Origin of the sequence: Gloeomargarita sp. SRBZ-1_bins_9, assembly GCA_039794565.1 — a bacterium.
GTDB lineage: Bacteria > Cyanobacteriota > Cyanobacteriia > Gloeomargaritales > Gloeomargaritaceae > Gloeomargarita.
Map to the genome: position 1 here is coordinate 1 of JAUQVX010000005.1, position 26672 is coordinate 26672.

General features: G+C 59.3%; 22 protein-coding genes and 1 CRISPR repeat array. Of the genes, 3 read left to right on the forward strand and 19 right to left on the reverse strand.

Translation table 11 applies throughout. The features are described from left to right. The first annotated feature begins 53 nt into the window (after positions 1-53). Positions 54-891: direct repeats of the CRISPR family, unit length 37 nt; unit sequence CTCTCAAACTCTTCATCCCGGTATGCGGGATTGAAAC. A 10-nt stretch (positions 892-901) separates the two neighbouring features. Continuing rightward, a complete protein-coding gene (locus tag Q6L55_06170) occupies positions 902-2263 on the forward strand; it encodes a sodium/glutamate symporter (protein MEN9258299.1) in 1362 nt (453 codons plus the stop codon). On the opposite strand, the gene Q6L55_06175 is transcribed toward Q6L55_06170, so the two are convergent. Genes Q6L55_06175 through Q6L55_06205 form a run of 7 tightly spaced genes read right to left on the reverse strand, consistent with a single transcriptional unit; the run spans position 2199 to position 10790 of the window. Next, positions 2199-4328, reverse strand: a complete 2130-nt coding sequence (locus tag Q6L55_06175; GenBank protein MEN9258300.1) for a nitrate reductase — start codon at positions 4326-4328, stop codon at positions 2199-2201. The genes Q6L55_06170 and Q6L55_06175 overlap by 65 nt on opposite strands. After that, positions 4321-5118, reverse strand: a complete 798-nt coding sequence (locus Q6L55_06180) for a nitrate ABC transporter ATP-binding protein (GenBank protein ID MEN9258301.1) — start codon at positions 5116-5118, stop codon at positions 4321-4323. The genes Q6L55_06175 and Q6L55_06180 overlap by 8 nt, the downstream gene beginning before the upstream one ends. Beyond that, positions 5106-7091 (reverse strand): nitrate ABC transporter ATP-binding protein, encoded by a 1986-nt coding sequence (locus Q6L55_06185; protein MEN9258302.1) that lies wholly within the window; start codon positions 7089-7091, stop codon positions 5106-5108. The genes Q6L55_06180 and Q6L55_06185 overlap by 13 nt, the downstream gene beginning before the upstream one ends. Before the next feature lie 5 nt (positions 7092-7096). After that, the gene (gene ntrB / locus Q6L55_06190) at positions 7097-7558 is read right to left on the reverse strand and encodes a nitrate ABC transporter permease (protein MEN9258303.1); all 462 of its coding nucleotides are present in this window, start codon (positions 7556-7558) and stop codon (positions 7097-7099) included. A gap of 13 nt (positions 7559-7571) precedes the next feature. Beyond that, on the reverse strand, positions 7572-7898 hold the full coding sequence (locus tag Q6L55_06195; protein ID MEN9258304.1) for a hypothetical protein: 327 nt from the start codon (positions 7896-7898) through the stop codon (positions 7572-7574). 2 nt (positions 7899-7900) lie between these two features. Next, positions 7901-9220, reverse strand: coding sequence for a CmpA/NrtA family ABC transporter substrate-binding protein (locus tag Q6L55_06200; GenBank protein ID MEN9258305.1), 1320 nt, complete (start codon positions 9218-9220; stop codon positions 7901-7903). Between the two features lie 13 nt (positions 9221-9233). Continuing rightward, on the reverse strand, positions 9234-10790 hold the full coding sequence (locus Q6L55_06205; protein MEN9258306.1) for a ferredoxin--nitrite reductase: 1557 nt from the start codon (positions 10788-10790) through the stop codon (positions 9234-9236). Between the two features lie 166 nt (positions 10791-10956). Here Q6L55_06205 and Q6L55_06210 point away from each other — a divergent pair, with 166 nt between their 5' ends. Beyond that, positions 10957-11388 carry a molybdenum cofactor biosynthesis protein MoaE gene (locus Q6L55_06210; GenBank protein ID MEN9258307.1) on the forward strand — a complete coding sequence of 144 codons (432 nt, stop codon included), beginning with the start codon at positions 10957-10959 and terminating at the stop codon, positions 11386-11388. On the opposite strand, the gene Q6L55_06215 is transcribed toward Q6L55_06210, so the two are convergent. The 12 genes from Q6L55_06215 to Q6L55_06270 all read right to left on the reverse strand — a co-directional run bounded on the left by Q6L55_06215 (position 11389) and on the right by Q6L55_06270 (position 23829). After that, positions 11389-11640, reverse strand: a complete 252-nt coding sequence (locus tag Q6L55_06215) for a MoaD/ThiS family protein (GenBank protein ID MEN9258308.1) — start codon at positions 11638-11640, stop codon at positions 11389-11391. Further along, a complete protein-coding gene (gene moaC / locus Q6L55_06220) occupies positions 11618-12673 on the reverse strand; it encodes a cyclic pyranopterin monophosphate synthase MoaC (protein MEN9258309.1) in 1056 nt (351 codons plus the stop codon). Before moaC ends, Q6L55_06215 begins: the two co-directional genes overlap by 23 nt. A 2-nt stretch (positions 12674-12675) precedes the next feature. Further along, a complete protein-coding gene (moaA, locus tag Q6L55_06225; GenBank protein MEN9258310.1) occupies positions 12676-13638 on the reverse strand; it encodes a GTP 3',8-cyclase MoaA in 963 nt (320 codons plus the stop codon). Between the two features lie 13 nt (positions 13639-13651). Further along, positions 13652-14836 (reverse strand): molybdopterin molybdotransferase MoeA, encoded by a 1185-nt coding sequence (locus Q6L55_06230; protein ID MEN9258311.1) that lies wholly within the window; start codon positions 14834-14836, stop codon positions 13652-13654. Further along, the gene (locus Q6L55_06235) at positions 14821-15861 is read right to left on the reverse strand and encodes an anthranilate phosphoribosyltransferase family protein (protein ID MEN9258312.1); all 1041 of its coding nucleotides are present in this window, start codon (positions 15859-15861) and stop codon (positions 14821-14823) included. Before Q6L55_06235 ends, Q6L55_06230 begins: the two co-directional genes overlap by 16 nt. Next, on the reverse strand, positions 15842-16753 hold the full coding sequence (locus tag Q6L55_06240) for a LysR family transcriptional regulator (GenBank protein MEN9258313.1): 912 nt from the start codon (positions 16751-16753) through the stop codon (positions 15842-15844). Before Q6L55_06240 ends, Q6L55_06235 begins: the two co-directional genes overlap by 20 nt. Before the next feature lie 77 nt (positions 16754-16830). After that, on the reverse strand, positions 16831-17283 hold the full coding sequence (locus tag Q6L55_06245) for a nitrate reductase associated protein (GenBank protein MEN9258314.1): 453 nt from the start codon (positions 17281-17283) through the stop codon (positions 16831-16833). 7 nt (positions 17284-17290) lie between these two features. Then, positions 17291-17881 carry a tRNA (adenosine(37)-N6)-threonylcarbamoyltransferase complex dimerization subunit type 1 TsaB gene (tsaB, locus tag Q6L55_06250; protein ID MEN9258315.1) on the reverse strand — a complete coding sequence of 197 codons (591 nt, stop codon included), beginning with the start codon at positions 17879-17881 and terminating at the stop codon, positions 17291-17293. Beyond that, the gene (locus Q6L55_06255; protein ID MEN9258316.1) at positions 17878-18126 is read right to left on the reverse strand and encodes a Ycf34 family protein; all 249 of its coding nucleotides are present in this window, start codon (positions 18124-18126) and stop codon (positions 17878-17880) included. Before Q6L55_06255 ends, tsaB begins: the two co-directional genes overlap by 4 nt. Before the next feature lie 56 nt (positions 18127-18182). Further along, positions 18183-18818, reverse strand: coding sequence for a pentapeptide repeat-containing protein (locus tag Q6L55_06260; protein MEN9258317.1), 636 nt, complete (start codon positions 18816-18818; stop codon positions 18183-18185). Next, complete coding sequence (locus Q6L55_06265) at positions 18815-22825, reverse strand: response regulator (GenBank protein ID MEN9258318.1); 4011 nt, start codon at positions 22823-22825, stop codon at positions 18815-18817. The genes Q6L55_06260 and Q6L55_06265 overlap by 4 nt, the downstream gene beginning before the upstream one ends. 275 nt (positions 22826-23100) lie before the next feature. After that, on the reverse strand, positions 23101-23829 hold the full coding sequence (locus Q6L55_06270) for a pentapeptide repeat-containing protein (GenBank protein ID MEN9258319.1): 729 nt from the start codon (positions 23827-23829) through the stop codon (positions 23101-23103). A gap of 101 nt (positions 23830-23930) precedes the next feature. Here Q6L55_06270 and Q6L55_06275 point away from each other — a divergent pair, with 101 nt between their 5' ends. Beyond that, on the forward strand, positions 23931-26648 hold the full coding sequence (locus tag Q6L55_06275; protein MEN9258320.1) for a valine--tRNA ligase: 2718 nt from the start codon (positions 23931-23933) through the stop codon (positions 26646-26648). The last annotated feature ends 24 nt before the right edge of the window (positions 26649-26672 follow it).

The window sequence follows — 26672 nt, forward strand, 5'->3', positions numbered from 1 at the left end:
ATGCGCGATTTAGAAACTTTTCAATACCGCCCAGGACACCACGGACACGACGGCTCTCAAACTCTTCATCCCGGTATGCGGGATTGAAACCAACCAGTGGGAGCTGTCGGATGAGAGAGGCTACACTCTCTCAAACTCTTCATCCCGGTATGCGGGATTGAAACCCTACCTGCGAAGTTGACCACCATGTGAGTACAGTTCTCTCAAACTCTTCATCCCGGTATGCGGGATTGAAACGTCTGGAACAACGACAAATCTTGGGGACCTCGGCTTCTCTCAAACTCTTCATCCCGGTATGCGGGATTGAAACCATGAACTCATCGCGGTAGATGGAATCGAAAGAAAACTCTCAAACTCTTCATCCCGGTATGCGGGATTGAAACTTTGATCTGTCTTTTTCGAGGAGCGCGACTTTACTGCTCTCAAACTCTTCATCCCGGTATGCGGGATTGAAACAGAAGAGGCCCAACTCTTCCTGAGGGGTCAGTTCTGCTCTCAAACTCTTCATCCCGGTATGCGGGATTGAAACCTGGAATCCGGGCGATTTTTTTAACCGTGCGACCTTCTCTCAAACTCTTCATCCCGGTATGCGGGATTGAAACGTCTGCCACCGGATTTCTCCAACTGGGATTGGGCACTCTCAAACTCTTCATCCCGGTATGCGGGATTGAAACCTGACCCGCATGGAGGAGCGGGTTGGGTGGAAACGACTCTCAAACTCTTCATCCCGGTATGCGGGATTGAAACCTTTTTAGCTCGGCCCCCAGACCACGATCGACCTTCTCTCAAACTCTTCATCCCGGTATGCGGGATTGAAACTCCGCATCGGTCAAACTCCGGAGTAGAGGCGCTATCTCTCAAACTCTTCATCCCGGTATGCGGGATTGAAACAATAGCACTTATGTTCACCCTGCGAGATGTTTTCTTTGCTTTTGTGGTCATGGCCCTGCTGCTCCTGGTGGGTCGCTACTTGAAATATCGCCTGCGTTGGTTGCAAAGACTCTACCTGCCGGAGTCCATCGTGGCGGGTGTCCTGGCGCTTGGACTAACGCAACTGGGACTGGTGGCACCACCGATTCGTGAGGTCTGGCGACAGGTGCCGGGCCTGTTTATCAATCTCGTGTTTGCGGCGCTGTTTCTGGGGGAGACCATCCCAACACCGGTAGCTATTTGGAGAAAGGCAGCGCCCCAGGTGGTGTTTGGTCAGGCCCTGGCCTGGGGACAATATGTGGTCGGCGTTTTGGTTACGGGCATCCTGTTGGTCCCCCTGTTCAACGCCCATCCCCTGAATGCCGTGTTGATTGAAATCGCCTTTGAAGGGGGACATGGGACGGCAGCTGGTATGGCGGATACGTTACGACAACTGGGTTTCCAGGCTGGCCCGGATTTGGCTTTGGCCCTGGCAACGGTGGGGATCGTCTCAGGGATTATCGCTGGTACCGCTCTGGCTGCCTGGGGACGGCGTCAAGGTCATGTGCAAAGTTTCACCACCCCAGTCCCTGACCAGGAGTGGTTTTCCCACCAAGAAACACCGGCGGTTCAACAAAAGCGGGCAAAGTTGCTGAGTCATTTACTGATTGACCCCCTGTCGCTGAATTTGGGGTTCGTGGGGCTGGCGGTGAGTATCGGTTGGCTGCTGTTGCAGGGGCTGATGCTGCTGGAAAATCGCACCTGGGGCACTGCGGGCGTTAAGGTCATGGCCTATGTGCCCCTGTTTCCCATGGCGCTGATCGGCGGGATGCTGGTGCAATTGGCTATGCAATGGCTGGGCCTGGACTGTCTCATCCTGCGGCCCTTGGTGCAACGGATTGCGGGAACGGCTCTGGATGCGTTGATTGTGGCAGCACTGGCTTCAATGTCCCTGGTGGCGATTGGCCAAAATCTCGGCCCGTTTCTCTTGCTTAGTGCGGCGGGCATTCTCTGGAATGTAGGATTCTTCCTGTATTACGCGCCCCGGCTTTTCCCGGACTACTGGTTTGAAAAGGGGATAGCTGACCTGGGCCAGTCTATGGGTGTCACCGCGACGGGGTTGTTGTTGCTGCGCATGGTGGACCCGGCCTTGCGCTCCGGAGCCTTGGAAAGTTTTGCCTATAAGCAATTGCTGTTTGAGCCGATTGTGGGCGGGGGGTTGTTTACAGCAGCGGCACCGGTATTGATTCACACCTGGGGGCTATGGCCGATGCTGGGGTTGACAGGGGTCATCCTGACGTTTTGGTTGCTGGTGGGGGCGTGGCTCCAGCAATCCGCACGGCGCAGGCTTTGAGTTCGGGCTGGTGGGAGGTGGGACAGGCCAGGGGATGGGTCAGGACATTGGCTGCAGCGGATGGATGCCAGAGCACTCCCCAGTGCATGGGAATGAACAACGTGCCTGGTACTATGTCGGATGTGACCTTGGCGGGTAGCTGCACCCTGCCCCGGCGAGAGGTCACCGTGACCAGGGTTCCATCGGCAATACCTAGCTTTTCGGCGTCCTGGGGATGGATCTCCACAAAGGGCTGGGGGTGCATTTTCTGAATCTTGGGAATACGACCGGTGCGGGTTTGGGTGTGCCAGTGCCCATACAGTCGCCCCGTTGTCAGCAAAAAGGGATATTCGGCATCCACCGGCTCAGCCACCCCAAGGGCCTCCTCTAGACCAAAGTGGGCACGGCTATCAGGGGTGCCAAAGCGATGGTCGGTGTAGAGTCGCTTTTCGGCCTGGGCTTCCGCATCGGGGCAACCGGCTGGGCAGGGCCACTGCAATGGACCAAGACGCTGTAAACGCTCGTGACTCAGGCCGGATAGGTCACAGGGACGCCCGCGGGTTAGGGCAGCGAATTCGTCGAATACCTCGGCACTGGTGGCAAAGGCAAATTGCCGGTGAAAACCCAGGCGACGCCCTACTTCGGCAAAAATTTCCCAGTCGGCTTTGGCTTCCCCCGGTGGCGACCGAAAGGCTGGGCATAGGGTAACCCGTCGCTCGGAATTGGTCATGGTGCCAGTTTTTTCCCCCCACTGGGCGCAGGGCAACAACAAATGGGCATAGGCACTGGTCTCGGTCGGGAAATAGCAGTCCTGATAGACCGTAAACGGTGAGCGGGCCAGGGCAGCTTGGACCCGTTCTTGATGGGGCAAACTCACCGCAGGATTGGTGGCGGCAATCCACAGTAGGTGCACGGCCCCTTGCTCTAGGCCCTCGATCATTTGCCAGGCGGTGCGACCCGGTTGGGGGGCAATGGCTCCGGGCGGTAGTCGCCAGTGCATCTCTACGTCGCGGCGATGGTCAGGGTTAGTCACCAGCCGGTAGCCCGGTAGTAGATGGGCCAATCCCCCGGTTTCCCGACCCCCCATGGCATTGGGTTGACCTGTCAAGGAAAAGGGTCCCGCCCCTGGCTTGCCCACTTGCCCGGTTAAAAGATGCAAATTGATGAGACTGCGGGCCTTGGCGGTACCCTCACGGGACTGGTTGATGCCCATGGACCAAAGGGACAAAACGGCTGACGCTCCTGCCCACCAGCGGGCCGCCTGGGTAAGCTGCTCAAGGGTAATCCCACACTCCTCAGCCACCCAGCGGGGATGGTATTTCTGCACGATGGCCCGATAGGCAGCAAAGCCGCTGGTGTGCTGGGCAATGAAAGCGTGGTCAAGGGCATCCCAAGCAATGAGCAGGTGGGCAATGCCGTGCAGTAAGTAAATATCGGTGCCTGGACGGATGGGCAGATGCAAGTCGGCGACTGCCGCTGTTTCCGTGCGCCGGGGGTCCACCACAATTAACTTCACGTGGGGATTTTTCTTGTGGTGCTGCCGTAGACGGTTAAACACAATGGGATGGCATTCAGCTGTGTTGGTGCCGATCAAAAACGCGCAATCGGTCAGCTCCAAATCCCCATAACAGCAGGGCGGGCCATCACTCCCGAAGCTGGCCATGTAGGCCGACACAGCGCTGGACATGCACAGGCGCGAGTTGGTGTCGAAATTATTGGTACCCAGACACCCCTTGATGAGCTTTTGCGCCACGTAGTAGTCCTCGGTTTGCCACTGCCCCGAACCGTAAAGACAAATCCCCTCAGGACCCCATGTGCGCAGGACATGACGGATGCGCTCAACTAGGATCGTCAAGGCCTCATCCCAGGAAATGCGCACCCACGGCTGGTCCAGGGCAGGCCGGTACAGGGGATACAACAGTCGGTCCCGGTCCAGGGCTTCTAGGACAGTGGCCCCCTTGACGCAGACCATTCCTAGGGACGACGGATGCGCCCGGTCTCCCCGCACTTTTGCCCCGTCAACCACCTCCAGGCCACACCCCACGCCGCAGTAGGGACACAGGGTTTTGGTCAAGGTGCTAGTCATGATGGGCAAAACGCTCGTAGAGAAATTCCAGAATGTGGTTGCGCAAATGGTAGTAGTGGGGGTCATTTTGCAAGCGCCGACGCTGCCGGGGACGGCCAAAAGGCACCTCCAGAACGTCACCAATGGTCGCCGCCGGTCCGTTGGTCATCAGCACAATTCGGTCGCTTAGGTACAGCGCCTCATCAATATCGTGGGTCACCATCAACACCGTCACTTGGTGCTGCCGCCAAATGTGGAGTAGTTGGTCCTGGAGTTCCTCTTTGGTAATGGCATCCAGGGCGCCAAAGGGTTCATCGAGCAGCAACATCTGGGGCCGGACCGCTAGCGCTCGGGCAATCGCCACCCGCTGTTTCATGCCCCCCGACAGTTGGGCCGGGTATCGGTGGGCCGCCTCCGTCAAACCGACTAGCTCCAGGTGCTGGTGAACGATGGGCCGCCGCTGGGCCGGGGTTAACCGAGGAAAGACAGCCTTGATGGCCAGGTCAATGTTTTGATAGGCCGTCAACCAGGGTAACAGGGAATAGTTTTGAAACACCACCATCCGGTCCGGTCCCGGTTCGGTAATCGGCTGGTCGTTGATGCAGACCTGACCAAGGGTAGGTTGGGTAAAACCGGCCACCATATTGAGCAAGGTGGTTTTCCCGCAGCCGGAATGCCCCACTAGACAGACAAACTCTCCGGTTTTGACCTCCAGGTCAATATCAGTGATTACCGTGTGCTTGCCGTAGGTTTTGGTCACCCCCGCCAGACGCAGATGGGTCGTAGTCGTCGGTGCGACTAGGGTACGCATGATTGTTCCTCCCGTTGTTGCCAGTCAATGGTGCGGTAATCAATGGCTCGGCGAATAGGGAATTGCTCCAGATAGGCCAAGGGGTTGTCAGCATCAAAAAGCAGACCATCTGCCAGGACAAACTGCCGTCGGTCGGGTATGTAATCCGGACGACCGAGCGCCTGCGCCGCCTGCACGTAGGTCTCCAGGTCGTAAACGGTGTCTATTACTTCCCAGCCGTTTTGGGGCAAGGGCGTCAATCCCCAGCGGGCCAATTGGGTCAACATCCATATCCCCTCCGACGGCAACGGACAGTTGGCCTGCTGCACAAAAAACTGATGCAGACGCAGGTAGTGGAGTTGCTCCCCCAAAGGTTCGGCCAAACCAGGTCGCAACAGGGCTGGCGGCAGGTGGAGATACTCTGGTTGGCTGAGCAACTCGGCCAGGGCAGCGCGCTGCTTGGGGATGTCGCAAATCTCACCGGCTCGCATCAAGGCCTGGACCAGCGCTAAGTAACGCTCCGGCTCAGCAGCTGCCCAGGCTCGATTCACCGCTAGCACCTTTTCCGGATGCCCGGCCCATAGGTCCAAGCTGGTGCTGATGCACTTACCAATCCCTGCCTGTTCCGCATAGGTGTTCCAGGGTTGGCCCACGCAAAACCCGTGTACATGTCCCGCCTCCAGGTGATAGACCATTTGGGCCGGCGGGGCGACCACCAGTTCCACGTCCCGGTCGGGGTCTATCCCTAGGCTGGCCAGGGCATAGCGCAGCAATAAATTGTGCATGGACGCCGGGTGCACCACACCCCAGATCAGACGCTGGCCCGTGCGTTCGATGTAGTCCTTGCAGGCGGCTAGGCAGGTGACCCCCTGCTCGTAGAGCAAGCGACTGATGGTAATGCCATTGCTATTGCGACTGAGTACCAATGGCACCCGCAACGCCGGTTGGGGCACTTGGTCCTGGTAACCCACCGCCAGCGCCAGGGGCAAGGGTGCCAGCATTTGGGCCGCCTGCAACCGCCCCGACGTCACCCCCTCGGCCAAATCCGCCCAACTACTCTCCTGGCACAATTCCACCTCCAGCCCATAGGCGGCAAACAGGCCCTCCGCTTGGGCCACCGCCAGGGGAGCACAGTCCGTCAAGGGCAAAAATCCCACAGCCACCTGGCGCTTAGATGACCGCCACCCCGAAACCACCGCCAGAGACCGTTGCCGGCGCTGCTGCTGCAAAAAGTCCATCACCTGTTGCCGTAGGGTGTAGTAGCTTGGGTGATGCACCACATCATGGCGGTTGCGGGGCCGGGGAAACGGGACTTGCAGAATCTGGCCTATCCGTGCGCTGGGGCCATTGGTCAGCAGCACCACCCGGTCCGCCAGCAGCAGGGCCTCGTCCACATCATGGGTCACCATCAAACAGGTCATCCCCAGCGATTGGCACACCGCCATCAGTTCCTCCTGCAGGCTCCCCCGCGTCAGGGCATCCAGCGCCCCAAAGGGTTCATCCAGCAGCAGCACTTGCGGTGTAATTGCCAAGGCCCGGGCAATGGCCACCCGTTGCTTCATCCCCCCCGACAGTTGCGCCGGATACTTGTGCCGAGCATGCCACAGATGGACCTGTTCCAGAGCCGTTTGGATACGCCGCTGCTGGACCGGTTTGGGCAAACGGGGAAACACCGCCTGCACCGCCAGGGCCACATTGGCATAGACGGTTTTCCAAGGCAGCAGCGAGTAGTTTTGAAACACCACCATCCGGTCCGGCCCGGGTTCCGTCACCTGGCGGCCCCGGATCACCACCCCCCCAGCTGTTGGGCGCAAAAAACCCGCCACGATATTCAGCAGAGTGGACTTGCCACAACCAGAGTGCCCCAGCAGGGCCACAAATTCCCCCTCCTGGATTTCCAAGTGAATATCCTTAAGCGCCGTATAGTGCCCCCCCGCCGGCAACGGAAACACCATGTCCACGTGATCGATTTCAATCAACGGCTTGGTCATCATTCCCCCTAAACCTCCTGGCCCTTGGTCACCACCTTGCCCAGATAGGCCACGCAGCGGTCCAGCACCAGGCCCACCAGGCCCACGTAAAACAGGGCAATCACGATTTCACTAATCAGCGAGCTATTCCAGGCGTCCCAGATAAAGAAACCAATCCCCACCCCGCCGATTAACATCTCCGCCGCCACAATCGCCAGCCACGACAGGCCAATGCCAATGCGCAGCCCTGTAAACACATAAGGCACCGTCGCCGGCACCAGCACATGCCAGAAGTAATCCCATTTCGACAGCCGCAACACCCGCGCCACATTGCGGTAGTCCCGGGGAATTTGCTGCACCCCCACCACCGTGTTGATGATAATGGGCCAGACTGCCGTAATAAAAATCACAAAGATCGCCGCCGGTTCGTTGTCCTTGAAGGCAGCCAGGGAAATGGGCAACCAGGCCAAGGGCGGCACCGGGCGCAACACCTGCAAAAGCGGGTCAAAGGCGTCGTAGGACTGGACTGGCTCCTAGGACCATACCCACTGTTATGCCAACCACCGCCGCCAGCGCAAATCCCACACCCACCCGCCGCAGGCTGAACAAAATTTGCCAGCCGATGCCCGCATCGTTGCCCGTCCCCCGGTAAAAAGGGTGCAAAATCAGCTCGCGCGTATCGGCAAATACCCTAGTCGGCGCCGGTAACTTCAACAGCCCCGTAGCAACCAGCATCTGCCAGACGGCCAAAAATACCAACACCCCCACCAGGCCCAGTCCCACCTTGCGCACCCAGGGATGCTGCAACACCCCACCATAACTCGTCCCCATCTTCACGCCTCCTTGATCGCTTTGATTTTCAATGCCTGGAGATAGCCCTGGGGATTTTCCGGGTCAAAGGCCACCCCGTCAAAAAACCGCTCCACCCCCCGCGATGGGGAAGTGGGTATCTGGTCTGCCGGCACCCCCAGCGCCTTGGCCGCCTCCCGCCAGAGGTCCTCCCGGTTGACCGCCCGGATCAAGGCCTTGGTATCGGTACTGGCCGGGAAATAGCCCCAGCGGATGTTTTCCGTCAAAAACCACAGCTCATGGCTAGGGAAAGGATAGGACGCAAAATCCCGCCAGTACTTTTGCATCAGGTTTTTGTCCTCAAACTTGCGTCCATCCCCCAAATCAAGCTTGCCCAGGGAGCGGTCAATGATATCTTCATAGGGCACTTTTAGCCACTCCCGCTTGGCCAAAATCTGACACATTTCCGACTTGTTTTCATCCTTGTCGCACCACTGCTGGGCCTCCAGGATAGCCATCAACAAGGCCTTGGTCGCTTTGGGATGTTTATCCACCCAATCCGCCCGCATGGTGAAACTTTTTTCCGGGTGGTCATTCCACAGTTGGCCAGTGGTGGCGGCATTGTAGGCAATTCCCTGGTTCACCGCCTGGAGTGGCCAGGGTTCCCCTACGCAAAAAGCCTCCATCGTACCCGTTTTCATATTGGCCACCATCTGGGGCGGCGGCACCACAATGACAGAAACCTCCCTATTTGGGTCAATTCCGGCCGCAGCCAACCAATAACGCATCCACATATCGTGGGTACCACCAGGGAACGTCACCGCCACCTTGATGTCCTTCCCCTGGGCCCGTTTTTTTGCAAAAGCTGCCTTCAAGGGTTGGGCGTCAATGGATACCCCCAAATCTTTGTATTCCATTGCCAATCCCAAACCCTGACCGTTCAGGTTCAGCCGCGCCAGGATATACAGGGGCACCTTCCTGCCGCCCGTGACGACTCCAGCGCTGATGAGATAGGGCATAGGGGTCAAAATATGGGCACCGTCAATTCCACCCCCTGCCGACCCCAACACCAAGTTGTCGCGGGTCACCCCCCAGGACGCCTGTTTGACCACCTCCACAGCCGGCATCCCGTATTTAGCAAAAAAGCCCTTTTCCTTGGCGATAATCAACGGCGCCGCATCCGTCAGGGCAATGAAGCCCAACTTGGCGGTTGTCACCTCCGGCGTTTCAATGGATGCCACCGGCCCCGGTTGCTGGTTATCGGTCGTGGTGGAGGGACTGCCGCAGCCGTGCATCAGGACCGTCGTGGCCGCTGTGATGCCAGATGTAAGCAGAAACTGCCGACGCGAGAGCTTATGCACCATGTTCGTCTCCTTATTACGAATGGGTCATCAAAACCTGTGTCCCTGGCTCAGCGGCCGCCGTCGCGCGGGGACGGGCCCCAAAGTCCCGAACCAAAATCTCCGTGAGCACCTCTAGCAATTCATCACAGGGGATCCCTTTGCGCACGCAAGTCCCCAAGCGGGCGTCCTTGCCCACCTTGCCCCCCAAGTACAGGTCCACCGCATCCACCATTTGCCCACCCTTACGGGCCTTGGTCCCCAGCAAACCGATATCCGCCACCTGGGGTTGGCCACAGGAATTAGGGCAGCCCGTCCAGTGAATCCGTACCGGGCGGGGCAACTCCAACCGCTCATCCAACTGCCTGGCTAGAGCGATAGCCCGCTGCTTGGTCTCAATAATGGCAAAGTTACAAAATTGCGCCCCCGTGCAGGACACGACCGCCCGCTGCAGGGGAGCCGGATGGATGGAAAACTTTTGTAACAATGGCTCGGCTAACAAGGCGGATAATTGGGTTTTGTGAATGTGAGGAATTAAAGCATTTTGTTCTACCGTAAAGCGCACTTCTGATTGACCATAAACCTCGGCTAGACGGGCTAGTTCAAACATATCCTCAGCCTGCAATCGTCCCACTGGTACATGCAAGCCTACATAGTAAAAACCAGCTTGTTTTTGCGGATAAACGCCGATATGGTCCCGCTTGTCCCAATCGATTAAATCCCTAGGTGCTGCTGTCAACAGGGGAAACGATAGTTTGGCCTGCACCGCCTCCCGAAATCGCTCAATTCCCCAGGCGTCAATCAGCCAGCGCAAACGGGCCTTTTGCCGGTTCTCCCGTAACCCATGGTCCCGAAAAATCTCCACTACCGCCTGTGATAGTTCAATCACCGTCTGATCCGGGGGCACCCAGGCATCTAAGGGAATGGCTGCATCGCAGCGCTTAGCAGAAAAAAAGCCCCCGACCAGCACGTTGAAACCCAACACCCCCTCCCGCCGGGCCGGCACAAATGCTAGGTCGTTAATCTCGGCATGAACCGAGTTATCGCGGGTGCCCTCTATGGCAATGTTGAATTTACGGGGCAGGTTGGCAAATTCGGGATTGCCCTGGCCGTGGTTGGTAAACAGGTCCTGCAATTGTCTAAGCAAGGGACGAGTGTCAATTAACTCGTGGGCATCAATGCCTGCCGTCGGCGAACCCGTCAAATTGCGAATATTATCCATCCCCGACTGCACCGACGTCAATCCGCAATGGTGTAGGGCCTCCAGAGTGGCAGGCAAATCCTCAATGACTATCCCCCGCAATTGTAGATTTTGCCGGGTGGTAATATCGGCACTGCCCTCCTCACCATAGCGGTCTATTATCTGGGCTAAGATGCGCAGTTGGTGACTGGTGATAATACCGTTGGGTAAGCGCAGTCGCAGCATAAACCGCCCGGGTGTGACCGGTCGAAAAAACACCCCTAACCACTTCAATCGCACCTCTAGGTCATCCTTGGGAATCTGCTCCCAACCCAACCGGGCAAAGGTGGCAATTTCCTCCTTGACCTTAAGGCCATCTTTTTCCCGCTTAATCGCCTCAAATTTGTTGCTCATGATCACGCCCCTAGAGTTAGTAAACCATTGTCAATACCACAAGGGGGAAAATTAGTAAGCCTCGTTACTTTTTGTTGGTATCTATGCAGAAACTGCATACTAGGAATAACGACAGTGTATAGATAGCCCTGGTCGTTAGGATGGATAGCAGGGGTGGGAGGTGGTCATGGGGAGCTGGTGGTTTGGTCTGACGGAGCAGCCGATTGATCCACCTGGGTTGACGGTGCGGCTAGCCAATCCTCGAGCCGGTGCTTGCGTCACGTTTGCCGGTTGGGTGCGGGACCATCACCGAGGCAAGGCGGTTGTGGCCCTGACCTACCAGGTGTATGGGGCCTTGGCCTGTAAGGAAGGGGAGACGATTCTCCAGGAAGCGCTGGAGCGGTTTCCCCTGTACGGCGCGGTGGCCTGTCATCGTTACGGCCATTTGCAGGTTGGCGACCTGGCGGTGTGGGTCGGTGTCAGCGCTGCTCACCGGCAAGAAGCCTTCCAGGGGGCGATGTACGTTATAGATGAGATCAAGCGCCGCTTGCCGATATGGAAAAAGGAGCATTACGCTGATGGGTCGGCGGTGTGGATCCATTGCGGCTGCGGCCACTGACTACCCCCCGGCCACCGGTGGAATGAAAACAACGTGATCGTTGGGTTGCAGGGGATGGGTCAGGGAAACCCAGGCGTCGTTGACGGCAACCCGGATGTGGGACAAGGGCAGGGCAAAACCGTATTTGGCCTGCAATTCCTGGTAGAGTTGGGCGCAGGTCTCTGCCTGGGTGAGCAGGATTTCCTCCGGGACGCCCGCCTGATCCGCTAGGAGTGCAAAGTAGGTCAACTTAACCGGTTTGGGCTTGGACATGGGCGTACTCCTCCGGGGTGTTGATGTTGGTGGTGGTCCGGGCATCGGGTGGGTCAATCACATGGCAGGGCGCCTGGGCCAGAATCCGCACCGGGCAGCGCTCTCCCCCTTGGTAGGCCTGCTCCAAAATTGTCCGCGCCTGGGGGGTGTAGATGGCACACAAGGCTTCGGGGAAATGGGCTTGGGGATGTCGGTAACAGGTGGCGACCACGTCCTCCCGGTATTGGCGTATCAAAGGAGCGAGGTTTTCAGCGTTCACATAGGGCAAATCACAGGCCACAACCAACCAATTGACTTGCGGGTAAGCCCGAAAGGCTGTCAGTAATCCACTCAAGGGACCTTCACTGGGAAGGGCATCCTCCAACGTGGGGAGTGCGGCTAAGGGCGTTCCTTGCCATTGGCCCGGTCGTGCCGATAAAAACACCCGCTCACAGTAACTCTCCAGGAGTTCATAGAGATACTGGGCGTGGGGTTGACCCCGATGATAGGTTAGAAGGGCTTTGTCCCGACCCATGCGTCGGCTGTGGCCCCCCGTCAACACCAACCCGTAAAGGGGATATTGCCCCCGGGTTTGCTTGCCACCACTTTTGGCCAGCAGGCGAATTTCTTGAATCACGATGTCAGGGCTGACGGATTTGCCCATGTCATAGACCGTCAAGGCGGCGATGCTCACCCCGTGTAAACTTTCCATTTCGACACCCGTCGGCCCGGTGGTTTTCACTTCGCAACGCAGGCGGATTTCTAGCCCATCCTTGTGGGGGATGAGTTCGGTCTCAAACCGGCAACTGCTGATGGGCAAAGGGTGACAGAAGGGAATGGCTTCCGCCGTTTTTTTCACCGCCATCGTACCGGCAACAATAGCTGTTTGGAGAACGGGGCCTTTGGGCAGGAGAATTTCGCCGCCGTTGAGATGGGTCAGGAAGGGTTCTGGCAGCCGCATGATGGCCTGGGCAACGGCGCGCCGGTCCGTGCTGGGTTTGTGACTGACATCCACCATCTGGGGCTGGTGACACTCCTTCAAATGGGCAAACATCCCTAACCTCCGATTTGATACATGGCATGGGCAACCATTTCCCCCCGCACCCTGGGCTTCATCCCCAACAGTTGTTGATACACCTGCTGGCGTTGGTGGGGGTCCAGGCCCCGCAGGGAGATGCCCTCTTCCCGGAACAGACAGGCCCGCAACACCCCATCGGCGGATAGTCGCCAGCGGGAACAGGACCCACAAAAGGGCTGTGACTCGGATGCCATGAAGCCAAGGGTGAAACCGCTGTTGGTCCGAAACCGCAACACCGTGCTATCAGGGGGGCTGGGGATGGGGGTGAGTTGATAGTGGGCCTGTAGGCGGGCTTGCATTTCCTGGGCGCTGACAAAGGTGTCTTGGGGCAAATGGCAGGCGTATCCCACTCGCATCAGTTCCAAAAATCGGACCTCGGCAACGCCCTGCTGCTGGCCGTAGGTCACCATCGCCGACAGTTCCTGGTCGTTGATATGGCGCATGACCACCATATTGAGTTTGACCTGAAAACCCCCTTGTACCGCCTGGGCAATGGCTTGGGTTACTTGTTCCAGACCCTGCCGGTGAGTCAAGCGGTAAAAAGTTTCCGGTTGCAACGTGTCCAGACTGATGTTGATCCGGCACAGGCCCACCTGTTTTAGAAGCGGCAGGTAGCGGGGCAGCAGGAGTCCATTGGTCGTCAGGCTCAGTTCCAGACTAGGAATGGTGGCCAAGGCGGTGACAATTTCAGGGAACTCTTGGCGCAGCAATGGCTCGCCTCCGGTTAGCCGCACCTGCCGTATCCCCCAAGCGGCCAGCTCCGCTACAATATCCCGGTATTCCTCAGGACGCAGATAATGCTCAGCCCTAAGAAAGGGGGCTGCCACCGGCATGCAGTAGCGACACCGCAACTGGCAACGGTCCGTTAGGGATAGGCGCAACTTGCGGATCACCCGCCCCTGGGGGTCCACCAACTGGTTTGTTGCTGGACCTGCCGTCATTGCCCTTGCTCCTTTACCATTCATACAACGGAAAACACTCCCCGGTGGCGAATGTACAGCGCTCGCTGGGCAACTCGATAAACCCATCGGTACCAGCCAAGCCCAGAAAATCGCCGGAGTTTTGCACCGCTTGGGGAGTGACCAACACCTCAGCGCTAGGGCTATAGCTGACCCGCACCGGCAAAAAGTAGGTCAAAGGCGGCGCGAACGTTACCGGTTCTGTGAGCTGGCCATAGCGGGGGGGACGGTCCAGCACATAGCGATAAAGGCACACCAGGCAGGAGACTGGATTCCCTGGCAAACCGAATACCACTGTCTGCCGCTGGTGATCCACCCCAAACCACAGGGGTTTCCCCGGACGCTGTCGCACCCCCTGCACATAAGGGGTCACCCCCAGGCTGAGCCACAACGCCGGTAGTACATCCCGTTTTCCCCGGGAGACACCGCCGGTGTAAATCAGTTGGTCGTAGTCTTGGCTGGCCTGTTCGTAGTGGGACTGCCAGTGGCTGGGGTCATCCGGGAGCACCTGCACATCTACCGTTGGATAACCCTGTCGGCGCAAGGCCGCTTGTAGGGCATAAGGGTTGGAAGCCCGCAGTTGGTAGGGTTGGGGCGTGACTGCTGGCGGCACCAGTTCGTCCCCCGTGCTGATAATCAGGGTGCGGGGTAAGCGCTGGATGGCGACTTCCGTGTAGCCCAAAGAGGCCAGGATGCCCCAATCGGGTGGCTGCAACCGGTGACCTGGCGCAAGTACCTCGACCCCTGCAGCACAGGCACTCCCTTGCCGGTCCACATGGGCATAGGGCGGCCAATCCTGGGGCCGGGTGATGGTGGCGCTGCCGGCGGCTATCGCTAGGTACTCGTAGGGAATGACTAAATCGCATCCCTGGGGCAAGGGGGCACCCGTCATGACCTCAATACAAGCGCCGGGGTCGGTCAGGGCCAAGGGGGGATGACCGGCTGCCGCCACACCAACGATGGGGAAAACCCGTTGTCCCTGCCGGTAGCGAGACCAAACCAGGGCAATGCCGTCCATGAGAACCCGGTCCCCAGGGGGGTAGGGCCGGTCAGTGGTCACCGGACTGGTCAAGGTTCCCGGTTGCCCCGCCTGCGCCAGCGTTAGGGACGTGCTGCCCCAAGAGAGTCGGTGTTGCCGAATCCGGGCCGTTGCTTGGGCGACGGTCAGCAGGGCATCCATTGCTGTAGCTTTTGAAGTTGCTGGTAAACCTGACCGCTGAGCAGCAGGTCTTTAGCTTTAGCCAGTCCCGTGGCTAGATCACTGGCGTAACCACTTTGCCAGAGATAAAAACCGCTATTCCACACCACACTGGTGTGTAGATCGTTGACCGCTCCCTGGATCACCTGCTGCATCGCGACGACTGCCATCTCCCCATCCACCCAGCGGGGGTTGGTCCCATAGTAACCGTAGTGGGTAGGGTGCAAGCGCGGGCGTTCCTGGACCCCTTGCCGATAAACGGTCACGATGGGGGTTCGGTCGCGGGGTAGATCACAACTGCCCTCTAACCCTTTGACCGTCACAAAATCCGTCCGACCCCGTAGTTGCAAAGCTGCTGCCAGGATGGTCTCGGTGGGGGGATGCACATACCCGGCCATCAACCGAACTGCCCCGGCGTAGGGACACCAGACCAGCTCCACCGTCGCCACCGGTGGCCGCTTACCGATTTGTTCCCGGTAGGGTACCAGCCCCTGGGCCAAGGGAAAGTGGGCCGGCAGATAGACAAACCCCACCCCCGCCCGCTGCAACACCTGATGCACCTGAGCCAGGGACAACCGTCGCCAGTCAACCCCCAACCCTGCCCAAATCGCCACCAGGGGCGTACCTTCTTTGGTGGGCATCCGTTCGCCCCCGTGCTGGAGTACCGGTACCCCCGCACTGCTGAGCACCAGCGCCGTCAGGGGACTCAAAGGAATCGTGCGGTCCCGACCATCGTAGGGTTGGCTGAGCACCACCACCGGATAGGGGCTGTCAATGGCCGGCAGTTTAGGGCCCAGCTCGTCGTAGGCATCCAACATCCCCGCCAGTTCCGCCGGCGTCGGGCGCTTGATGCGGTGGGCAATCAAAAACGCGCCAATCTGGGCGGGTGTCGCTTCCTGGGTGAGCATGAGTTTCAGAGCTAGGCAAGCTTCCTCCCGGCTCAGGTCCTGGTGGGTGTGCTCCCCGCTGCCGATTTTTTTGAGCAATTCACGAAACACACGGCTCATGGGTCGCCTGGGCCAGCAACGTCAGCAAGTAATTGATGGGGGGCATCGCTTGCCGGTCTCGCGTCGTGATGGCGACGACCTCCCGTAGGAGCGGCTGTTCTTCCGGTACCCAGGGCCGTACCGCCAAACCCGGGTCCCCCTGGGCCGCCTTCAGGACCGACCGGGGCAGCACCGCCACCATCTGGCTATGGCGGATCACCGACAAAAACGCCTCGGGGGTGTTTAACTCTACCGCTGCCTGCCAAGTCAACCCCCGGCGAGCAAACTCCTGGGTTACCAGCCGCCGCATCCCATAACCGTCTTTAAAAACCACATGGGGGTACCGTGCCAGTTCCGCCCAGGTGAGCGCTGTTTGCGACGCCAGGGGATGGTTGCTGGCCAGCAGAACCTGCACCGGCTCCTGATACAGGGGCTGCACCCACCATTCCGGTTCCTTGAGCAGATGCCGATCCGCCATAACAATGGCCACATCCACCAGGTTGTCCTTGAGCACCTTCAGCGCCCGGTCACTTCCCAGGGCCGTCACCCGCAGTTGCGTCTGGGGAAATGCCTGGTAAAAGCGGGGCAGTAATCGGGGCAGGGTGTCGCTACACATCGAATGAATCGCCGCCACGCAGACCTCTGACTGCTCCCCCTTTTGCAGGGTTTGCAATTCCGCCACCACCGCCTGCCATTCCCGCCAGATTTTGTGGGCATGGGGTAACAACACCTGCCCGGCCACCGTCGGTTTGATGGGTCCTGTGCGATGCACCAGGGGTACCCCTAGGTCCGCCTCCAGCGCTCGAATCTGCCGGCTAAGGGTGGGCTGGCTCAAACCACACTGGCAGGCCGCCGCCTGAAAACTCCCCGTTTCCACCACCGCCAAAAAGGAGCGCAACTGTTCTAGCCGCATACCCCCGTCTTTACCGCAGCGGAACTTCACCTTAGCTGAAAACCCCCTGTGGAACTGTGCCTGGAAATACGGTTCTACTAGCGCAGCAGACCAAATTCCCGGAGTGCGGGGAGAAAATTGCGGTTTTCGTGACCCGGTTGGCTGAGCTTGAGCAGGGCAAAACGCTGCAAAGCCGACAGATGCCGCCATTGTACGACCGACAAGGGGGGTTGCCCCACCTTCTGCAGCTGGGCCATGATGACCTCCGGCACCGTTGCACTCTCCCAAAGGGGCGGGTCAGGCACGGGCAAATCGGCAGGCGGTGTTCCGGTTAATTCCGTCACCCAGGCGCGCAATTGCTCCCGGTAGTGCGTTTTTTGGGCTGGCGTCTCCCAGGGGGTCTCCACCAACCAGCGGCGCTGTTCGTAGCTCAAGCGCTGCCAGTGCTGGAGTTTCAGCTTGACCCCACACCCATCCAACCGATAGCGCACCACCATGGGGATACAGCGCAGCGTGTCCACGAAGTCCTGCTCGAACTGAAAAAAAACCATCCTCGTTTTAGGTTTTATCCACCGGTGAACGCCCATAAAAAGGAAGGGCCTGGGACCAATGGGGGCGGTGTCCCTGCTGCCACAGTTCGCTGGCCCAGGTGAGTAAGGCTTTCACCGGCGCCTGGGTGTGCAGGTTGTCTACCACCTGCAGGGGCCGGGGCCATTGCTGCACCAAGGCTTGCCAATCCCTGGTTGGGTACACCTGGTCCGGTTGCAGTGCTTGCCCCCGGTGATAAATCGCCCCGTACAGCAAATCACTCCCCGCCGGCCAACTCACAGCTACGGGTTCTGGGGTCAAGAAACCGGCGACTCCCAAGGTAGACAGGGCAAACAGGGGAATGTCCAATTCCTGGGCCAACGTCCGCGCCGTCACCAGCCCCAACCGCAGGGTGGTAAAGGAACCAGGCCCCCGGGTCACGGCTATCCACTGCACCTCCTCCCACCGATAGGGCCGCAGCAGATCCGCCAAGGCCGCGTGCAATTGACTTAGGGCATCCCCACTGGCAATAAAACGTTCCTCCCAGCTATTGTCCTCCCACGCCCCCACCGCTAACGCCAGTCTAGTACCGGCGGTATGCAGCCCCAGGGCTAAGTTCATGTGGGCACCGGTTCCCCCGGACGCAAGCGACTCCACCGTCCCTTGTCTAGCACGAAGGAGTCACATCCCACCACATCCCACTCCATCTCAATCACCTCGCCCCGAGAGCGGATGTTGACATTAATCGTGGGCGACACCGGCGCAAAGGTAGGGGTCTCCGTTAGATGGGGCTGTTGATGCTGGCGCTCCACCTCGTGGTAGGTGAGGCAGCGGTCCACGTAGGCGCAATTGACGCAAATGCACATGGTCTTGGCCCTAACCCGTATGTCTAATGTAGCCTAATGTAGCGGAGATCACCCGACTAGGAGGGGGAACCAAAAATTTCTTCAACCAAATCCCCCAGGGGTCGAACGGGTGGGGTCGTCCGTTGGGGGTGCGGGTCCCGTGCGGGCAAGATGGCATCCGTCAAGTCGGCGTCCTGGAGATTAACCCCCGTCAAATTCGCCCCGCATAAATTGGCTTCCTGCAGGTTGGCCCCCGTCAGAATCGCCCCCCGTAAATTGGCCACGATCAAAAACGCCCCCCGCAGATTGGCCCCGCTCAAATTGGCCCCGTACAGGTTGGCCTCGATGAGATTGGCATAACTCAAGTCCGCCCCGCTCAGACCCGCCCGGGTCAAATCCGCCCCCCGCAAATAGGCCTTACTCAGATTAGCTCCCTCCAACTTGGCCCCGTTCAAATTGGCCATGTATAGATCCGCCGCCCGCAGCACCGCTTTGGTCAAATCGGCCCCATTGAGATTTACCCGGCAGGCAAGGGCATAGCTGAGGTTAGCTCCCGCCAACTGAGCTAGCAGCAAATCCGTGCGAAATAAGTTGGTGCGGCTGAGGCTGGCTCCCTCTAGGACTACGCGGCTCAAATCCCGGCGGCTCCAGTCGGAACCGTCAAAATTGCGCTCCCCCTGGCGATAGCGATCCTGCAACTCCCGCGGCGTCATGGGGCCACCCGGATTTCCTGCTCCAACTGTCGCACCCACTGGGCCAAAGTCTCGACCAAGGCGGGCACCTGCTCTAGGTCCGACCGGGTTTTCGCCGCTTCCTCGAGGGTGCAGGCCAAGTTTTGGATAGCCGCCGCCCCCACATTGGCGCTGGCCCCCTTGAGCTGATGGGCTTCCCGCTGGAGCATTTCCCAATCGCCTGTGACCACCGCCTGTTGCAAAGCCGTCAACCGCGCCTGGGCGTCCTGAAGATAGAGTTGGAGCAGTTCGCCGATAAAGTCGGGGTCATCCCCAAAGGTCGCTTTGAGATGGTCCAGGCTAATGAGAGATTGGCCGTCGGCTGCCATTGTGGTTGACCCTTTGACCTGCTTTCTTGCTATGATACGTTCTTTCCAACGCCGCAGGGCCTCCCCCAGTTGCTCCCGGTCAATAGGCTTGCTGAGATAGTCATCCATGCCCGCTGCCAGGCACTTGTCCCGGTCGTCCTTCATGGCGTGGGCCGTCAGGGCAATGATCACCGGTTGGGGAATGGGGAGTTGGCGAATGCGCTGGGCGGTTTCGTAGCCGTCTAAATCCGGCATCTGGCAGTCCATCAGAATCAGGTCGTAGGTCCGCTGTTCCAGCAGCCGCAATACTTCAATCCCGTTAACCGCCACATCCGCCTGATAGCCCAACTGGCGCAGTTGTCCCAGGGCCACCCTTTGGTTGACCACATTATCTTCCGCCAGGAGGATGCGCAGGGGAGATGACGCCAGTGACCCAGGAGGACATCCCAACTGCACAGACGGACCCTGGTAGAGTTCCTGGAGTAGGTTCACTAAGCGTTCCTGGCTCACCGGTTTGAGCAAAAACCCGTGCAACCGTTGGTCTAAAGGGGGGAGGAGGGTCGGGTGACTGCGGCTGGGGGTCAGGAGAACCAAGGGTACCGCTGGGGGTAACACCCGGGCCAATTCCATCGCCCACTCCACCCGCGCCACCAGCACCCCCTGATAGGTCTGGGTTTGCCAATGGGTCAACGCTTGGGGGACACCCTCGCACGCGGTCACCCGTAGCCCCAGGCCACTTCCCAGATAGAACAAACTGCGCCGGCTAGGGCTGTGGTCATCGATCACCAGCAGACGATAGCCTTGCCAGGGGTAACTCGGTGGCTGTGGCGGGTGCAATTGCCGGGGAAAGGTCACCTCAAACCAAAAGCAGGACCCTTTTCCCAACAGGCTATCTACCCCAATCCGCCCCCCCATCAATTCCACCAGTTGCTTGCAGATCGTCAGCCCCAAACCCGTTCCGCCCCGCCGCCGGGCTGGTGACGCATCCACCTGCACAAACCGGTCAAACAGGGTGGCAATTTTGTCTGGGGGAATACCAATGCCTGTATCTGTCACGCTGAAGTGCAAGGTGGCCGTTTGGTCGTCTACCGTTAGCGGGTCCACCTGGATGGTCACACTCCCCTGCTCGGTGAACTTGATGGCATTGCCCACCAGATTCACCAGGATTTGCCGCAGGCGCGTGCTATCCCCCCGCAAATGTACCGGCACCTCCGGCGGCAGCAGTAGCGTCAAGTGCAAGCCCTTTTCCAAGGCCAGGGGTGCCTGTAAATCCAGCACCGACTCTAGACAATGACGCAGGTTGAAATCTTCTTGCACCAATTCCATCTTGCCCGCCTCTAACTTGCCCAGGTCCAGTAACTCGTTGATCTGGTTCAGGAGAATCTTGGCGCTGGTTTGGATGGTGGTCAGGTAGTCCCGCTGCTCCCGTGTTAGGGGCGTCGCCAACAGCAACTCCGTCATCCCCAAGATGCCGTTCATGGGGGTGCGGATTTCGTGGCTAATGTTGGCTAAAAACTCCGACTTGGCCCGGCTGGCGGCTTCCGCGGCGCGACGGGTCTCCTCCAATATGCGGTTTTGTTCTGCCAACTGTAACCGTTGTTCCCGCTCCTGGGCCAACAGACGGGCCTGGGCCAGAGCAATGCCCACCTGATTGGCCACATCCTCCAGCAGGCTAATTTCTTGGTCCGTCCACACCCGGGGTCGGTCGCACTGCTGCAAACCAATCACACCGTTAGCTTCCCCCTGGTAGGACGTGCGCACCACCAGCAGCGATTGAATCCCCAACTGGTGACACAGGGCCTGCTGGGATTGCAACAGGGGGTCGTTGGCGACATCGGCCGAGGCCACCGCCCGGTCTGCACTCAAAACCACTGCTGCATGGGGGTTGTCCACGACCGGGATCGTGTCAATCCCGCAAGGGGAAATGCCCGGTGCCACGTATTCCGCCACGACCGTCAAGCGGGGCTGGGGGTCTTGCTCGTAGGTCAACAGCAGACAGCGGCTGGCCTGGAAAACCGGTCCCACCTGCTGCACGGTCGCTTGGAAAATCTGCTGGGCATCCAGGCTGCGGCGAATCTCTTCGGTAATCTGCTTGAGGAGTAAATAGCGCTGGAGTTGTTGTTGCAGGGCCATTTCCGCCTGTTTGCGCTGGGTGATGTCACTTTGGGAACCGGCCATGCGATAGACCTGCCCATCACTATCCCGAATGGCCAACCCCCGGCTGAGCATCCAGCGGTATTCCCCTGATTCGTGGCGCATGCGGTACTCGCTCTGGAAATGGTCCCGTTGGCCCTGCAAATGGGCGGTGACCTCCTGCCGTACCCGGTCATAGTCCTCGGGGTGGATGCGCTCAAACCATTGCTCCGGGTCCCAGATGGCCGCCTCCGCCGGCAAGCCCAAAATTGCGTTCCACCGGGGCGAGACGTAAATTGTATTGCTTTCCAAATCCCAGTCCCACAGGCCGTCATTGGCGCCGTTCATGGCCAGTACATAGCGTTCCTGGTTCAGCCGGTTGGCTTCTGCCATCTGTTTGCGGGCGGTGATGTCGCTTAAGGTACACACCAGCTCCTGTACCTGCCCCTGGGTATCCAACTCCACAGCAACGCTGACCATTAACCACACCCGTTCCTGGGAATCGCTCCGGTATAACCCCATGACCACGTTATCCACCGACTTCTTCGCCAGGAGCGCCTGGGTAATCGGGTGGGTATCCAACGTGAAAAACTCCCCATCCTCGCCAATGGCATTCCAATCCAGGCTCAAAGCACCTGAGGCCAGCAATTGTCGCCCACTCAATCCCAGCAGACGCATGGCCATGGGATTAATCAGGCGAATCTCCAACTGGGGACCCAGCACCAGCACCCCCACCTGGAGGTTTTGGATCAAACGGCGGTTGCGGGCTTCACTGGCGGCCAGGGCTTGGGCCGTCTGTTGCTGGCGTCGTTCCAGGTACAGTTGGGCTAAGCCCCGTTCCAGGGACTGGGCCAGGAGTTGCGCCAAATTCTGTTGCTCCACCGTCAAAGGGGGTATAGGTTCCCGGGACCCAAAACGCAAATATCCCACCCCCTGTGGCTCCACCGGCACCGGCAGGGAAATGGCCAGATGCACCCCCTGGCGCTGCCAATCCTCCCCCCCAGCGACGATGCTGCCCAGGGCAATCGGACAATCCCCGGCCACCGCCTGCACCCTTTCCCCTTCCGTCCACAGTCCCAGCGGCAAATCCAACATCCGGCAACCGGTTTGCAGATGGGCTTGAATCATGGTTGCCGCATCCTGATAGCGGGTTTGACCTAAGCGTTGCAATTGTTGCAGGCGTTCCTGGGCTAGGTCAGTCGTCAGGCCTGCCACCCGCCGGATCACCGATTGCACCCGGTCCAGGGTGAGATGGTCGCGGGGTACATAGGCGCAGCACCCCTGGTGCAACAGGGCCATCGCCAGGGCAGTATCGCGGGGACCGACCGTGATGCGGGATATATGGGGCCAGATTTGCGCCACCTGTCGGGCCACGGGTAACCCCTCCCCATTGCCAATATCAACCCAGATGGCAGCGACTGGGGGATGGTTCTGGGGTAAGAGTTGCTCGGGCGTCAGCCATGTCCACATCTGTCCCGCCTGGCTGAGCAATCCCCCGAGAAGTTGCACCAATTCTGAGTCCAAGCTGACGATTAGAAAAGAGGCCATTACCGGGCGAAAGGCGCTTGGTTAAGCCCATTCTAACCAAGGCCCCCTAACTTACAGGAACCATCTTTAAGCCATTGCCCTACAGCGAAGCTCCTGAGCAGACCCCCGACTACAGGCATCGAGGCGAAACCCAGGGGCGGGACAACCGCTCGATGAGACGATAGCCGTTGCGGCGTCAACCACTCCCACTATAGATACCCTCCCCAGCTTGGTGCCAGGTAGGTCTGTATGACGCGAGCGGTTGCTACGGGGCTGGGGGATGTCATAGGCCCATTCTAACGCCCCCGTACTGAGCCATCGGGCATCAGGGTCCCGCGCCAGGTGACGCTGGTTAGCAACGCCCCCTGCAACTGCGCCCCGTAGAGATTGGCGCCGCTGAGGTTGGCCCCGGTCAAGTTGGCCCCCGCTAAATTGGCCCGGCTGAGGTTGGCCCCTGTTAAATTGGCATCCCGCAAATTCGCTCCTTGCAAATCGGCGCTGCTGAGGTTGGTTTCGTTCAGATTGGCCCGGGACAAGGCGGCAAAGCGCAGATTACTCTCGGCAAGGTTGGCCTGATAGAGCTGGGCCTGCACCAGCAACGCTCCCTGCAAGTCCGCCCTGAACAAACTCGCCCCGCTCAAATCCGCATCCCGCAGGTCAGTCCTGCGCAACTGCGCCCCCGTCAAATCCGCCTGCACCAGTTTGGCCGTCACCAAAAAGGCCTCATCCAACAGGGCACCTTGGAGATTGGCCCGACTCAGGTTGCTGAGAATTAAATTGCACTGGCGCAGGTCCGCCCCCGCCAGATTCGCCCCCTGGAAATTGGTCTGCTGCAACACACTGCCGGTGGCTTTCACCCCCGCCAAATTCGCCCCCTGCCAGTCGGTGCCGGCCAATTCACAGCGCAGGCACTCCCCCTGGCGAAACCGAGGAATGTGGTCCGGGTTAGGTTTGCGGGTCTGGGCCAGGACAACACCCGTTCCCCCCAGAGCCAGCAAAACGAAGGCAGTGACAACTGGTCGCATGGCCATCTCTCCACACACTTCCCCATTCAAGCCCAAGGACGTTCCACTAGCCGGGGAAGTTCTTACGATAGACTAAAGTACGCGGGAAATTGCCCTTGCCCATGATGAGTGAGCATTTACCCCCCCAGTACCACCCCCACACCACCGAACCCTACTGGCAGGATTACTGGGAAAAGCACCGGGTGTTCGTAGCCGATCCGCAGGCGCCGGGGGAGCCGTTTTGCATTGTCATTCCTCCCCCTAACGTCACCGGCAGCCTGCACATGGGCCATGCCTTTGAACACGCCCTGATTGATGTTCTGGTGCGCTACCACCGCATGTTGGGCCAAAACACCCTGTGGCTACCGGGCACCGACCACGCCAGTATCGCCGTCAGCACGTTGTTGGATAAGGAACTGCAAGCGGAAGGGAAAACGCGGCAGCAGTTAGGGCGAGAGGCCTACCTGGAGCGGGCTTGGCAGTGGAAGGAAACTTCCGGGCGGATGATTGTCGCCCAAATCCGTCGCCTGGGGCTATCGGTGGACTGGACCCGGGAGCGTTTCACGATGGATGCAGGCCTTTCCCGGGCGGTGGTCCATGCCTTTGTGCAACTGTATCGGGCAGGGTTGATTTACCGGGGCAAGTACCTGGTGAACTGGTGTCCGGCTACCCAGTCGGCGGTTTCCGACCTGGAGGTGGAAATGCAGGAGGTGGATGGGCACCTATGGCACCTGCGCTACCCCCTAGCGGACGGCTCGGGGTATGTGGAGGTGGCGACGACCCGCCCGGAAACCATGTTAGGGGATACGGCGGTGGCGGTGCATCCTGACGACCCCCGCTATCGCCATTTGATTGGAAAGCAAGTGCGCTTGCCCCTGGTGGACCGTTTGATCCCCATCATCGCCGATAGCAGCGTGGACCCAGAATTTGGCACCGGTTGCGTCAAGGTCACCCCCGCCCACGACCCCAACGACTTTGCCATAGGTCGGCGGCACCAATTGCCAATGATCAACATCCTGAATCCCGACGGCACCTTAAATGAACAAGCGGGGGCCTTTGCTGGGCAGGACCGATTTGTCGCCCGTAAAAACGTGGTGGCGGCTCTGGAGGCCCAGGGGTATTTGGTGAAGGTGGAACCCCATCGTCACGCGGTGCCCTATAGCGACCGGGGGAAAGTGCCCATCGAACCCCTGCTATCTACCCAATGGTTTGTCAAGATTGGGCCGCTGGCGGAGCTGGCACTGCAGGAATTGGACGCTCACCAGTCCCCCCGCTTTATCCCGGAGCGCTGGGGCAAGGTGTACCGGGACTGGTTGGTGAAGCTGAATGACTGGTGCATTTCCCGGCAGTTGTGGTGGGGCCACCGCATTCCCGCCTGGTATGTGGTGCAGCAAACAGGGGGTGTGATCACCGATGAAACACCCTTTGTGGTGGCGGAAACCGAGGAGGAGGCCTACCGCCTAGCCCGGGAGCAATTTGGCTCAGATGGGGTACTAGAACAGGACCCGGATGTACTCGACACCTGGTTTTCGTCGGGGTTGTGGCCTTTTTCCACGCTGGGCTGGCCGGAAGATACCCCCGATTACCGGCGCTACTACCCGACGACGGTGCTGGTGACCGGCTTTGACATTATCTTTTTCTGGGTGGCCCGCATGACCATGCTAGGGCGCTATTTCACCGGCCAGATTCCCTTCCAGACGGTGTATATCCACGGGCTGGTGCGGGATGAGAATAACAAAAAGATGTCCAAGTCGGCGGGCAACGGCATTGACCCCCTGGTGCTAATCGAAAAATACGGGGTAGACGCCCTGCGCTTTGCCCTGGTCAAGGAGGTGGTGGGGGCAGGACAGGACATTCGCCTGGACTACAACCGCAAAACAGACGAATCTCCCACCGTCGAAGCCGCCCGCAACTTTGCCAACAAAATCTGGAACGCGGCGCGGTTTGTGCTGATGTACCTGGAGGGGCAAACGCCGGCGCAACTGCTCGTCGAGCTGGCCAAGGCGGAACTGGCGGACCGCTGGATGCTCTCGCGCCACCACCACACCATCGCCCAGGTCAACCAGCAGTTGCAGGGGTTCCAGTTGGGGGAGGCGGCCAAGACCCTGTATGAGTATGTTTGGGGGGATTTCTGCGACTGGTACATCGAGCTGGTTAAGCCACGCCTGCAGGATGTCCAGCATCCCACCCGGCGGGTAGCCCAGGCGGTCCTGGCCCAGGTGTTGGCAGACATCACGGCCCTGTTGCATCCCTTCATGCCCCACCTTACGGAGGCGATTTGGCATAGCCTGGTGCAGCCGGAACCGGGGGCGACCCTGGCACGGCAACCCTATCCCCAACCCCAGGCGGATTACCAAGACCCGGCCCTGGAGGCGGACTTTGCCCTGGTGATGCAAATCATCCGTACTATCCGCAACCTGCGCGCCATTGCCGACCTCAAACCGGGGGTGAAGGTGCCGGTTCTGCTGCAAACCCAGTCGGCCCACGAGGAGGGGATTATCGAAGCCAGCCAGGCTTATATTTGCGACCTGGCCAAGGTGCAGCCGCTGACCTGGGGGCGGGACCTGACGGCGCAACGGCAAACCCTGGTGGGCATTAGTGGCCCAGTGCAGGTGCTGTTGCCCTTGACGGGGTTGGTGGATGTAGCCCTGTTGCGCAGCAAGGTGGAGCGGGATTTGCAGAAACTCCAGGCCCAGGCGACCAGTTTGGCGGCCCGCTTGGACAATCCCAACTTTGTGGCCAAAGCGGCGCCCGAGGTGGTACAGAGCCACCAGGTCCAGTTGGCAGAACTGCGGCAGCAAATCGAATTGCTCCAGGCACGCCTACAACAATTGGCCTAGCTGGGCTATAGTAAAGAACGGCAT